The following is a 1,453-nucleotide window of genomic DNA, read 5'->3' on the forward strand; positions in this document are numbered from 1 at the left end:
GGGCGGATTCAACCGGTCGTCGCAACAATAGATTGTTGAACAGATTTTAGATATTGGTCCAGGGCTTCGGCAGGTGTCTTCCAACCAAGCGTTTTTCGGGGCCTGGTATTCAGTGCATTGGCAACGGCCTGGATCTCTCGAGCGCTCCAACGGGATAGGTCTGTGCCCTTTGGAAAGTATTGTCGCAGAAGACCGTTCGTGTTCTCGTTCGTGCCGCGCTGCCATGGACTGTGAGGGTCGGCGAAGAATACCTTTACCCCGGACTCGACGGTGAAGCGGGCGTGATCAGATAGTTCCTTGCCACGATCCCAAGTCAATGACCGCCACAACTGGGCAGGCATGTCGGTCACGGTCTTCTTGAGCGCATTGGCCATCGTGACAGCTCCGTAGCCAGCCAGTGCGGGGCCATTCTTCGTCCGGGGAGTCGACCCATAGCCTTTCTCCCGAGGCAGGTGGACGAGCATGGTGAATCGGCTTGATCGCTCGACCAGCGTTCCAATCGCGGACCGGTTCAGGCCGATGATCAGGTCACCCTCCCAATGCCCTGGCACAGCACGATCCTGCGCTTCTGCAGGCCGGTTAGAGATCATCACATCCTCGCTAACGTGCGCCCAGGTCTTGGCTTGTGCCCTAGCCCTCGGTACGCGCAACGCCCGCCCAGTGCGCAGACAGCTGACCAGCTCGCGCTTGAGAGCGCCGCGGCCCTGGATATAGAGCGCTTGGTAAATGGCTTCGTGAGAGAGGCGCATGGATTCGTCATCCGGGAAGTCGATCTGCAGCCGGTTGGAAATCTGCTCGGGCGACCAGCCATTGACCCATTTGCGGTCACCGCGATGCGGCTTGTTTCTCCCTTTGAACGGCGCTTGCCGAGGCCCTGAAATCTCACGGCCATTAGCGTCGCGAACCTTGCCCTCCAAGCGGTCTTGCACGTAGTGGCGCAGCCGTGGGTTAGTCACCAGTTTCGATGGTTTGGGTCTTTTGGCAACCAGTTCCGCCTTCCACTGCGCAACCGAAGCCCGATACTGAAGCTGGCCGCCACGAGTTGCAGCGTTACGTGTCAGTTCCCGGGAGACCGTTGACGGGCTGCGTCCGATACGGCGAGCGATCTCGCGTACTCCGACGCCCTGCAGCGATAGTAGCCCAATCTCTTCTCGCTCCGCGAACGACAAGTACCTCCCGGATATGGGGCTCGACATGAATAGTGGCATGCCGCCACGATAGCGGAACCAGCGGGCGCCTACCGCCTGCGACACGCCAACTGCCTCTGCTGCTCTCTCGCTCGTGATACCGGTGGCGATCTGCTCCCAAAATAGACGCTCGATCTCGCGCCGATGCGACGGCGCACCTGGCGAGCGCATCGCTCCTCGCCCTGTCAACTTCTGCATCCACCCCGCTGGTCGCCCCATAAACACCTCCTCCATCAAAGGTGTTGCGACGACCGGTTGAATCCGCC

At 60.2% G+C, this 1,453-nt stretch carries 1 protein-coding gene; it reads right to left on the reverse strand.

What is annotated here, in order from left to right:
- Positions 1–8: 8 nt before the first annotated feature.
- Positions 9–1,385 carry an IS30 family transposase gene (locus A3A5_RS0122045; protein WP_081623969.1) on the reverse strand — a complete coding sequence of 459 codons (1,377 nt, stop codon included), beginning with the start codon at positions 1,383–1,385 and terminating at the stop codon, positions 9–11.
- Between the last annotated feature and the right edge of the window lie 68 nt (positions 1,386–1,453).

Source organism: Cupriavidus sp. UYPR2.512 (genome assembly GCF_000379565.1).
In the GTDB taxonomy this organism is placed as follows: domain Bacteria; phylum Pseudomonadota; class Gammaproteobacteria; order Burkholderiales; family Burkholderiaceae; genus Cupriavidus.

Coding starts and splice junctions, on each gene's coding strand:
- A3A5_RS0122045 (WP_081623969.1), bottom strand. CDS start 1,385: ATGCAGAAGTTGACAGGGCGAGGAGCGATGCGCTCGCCAGGTGCGCCG.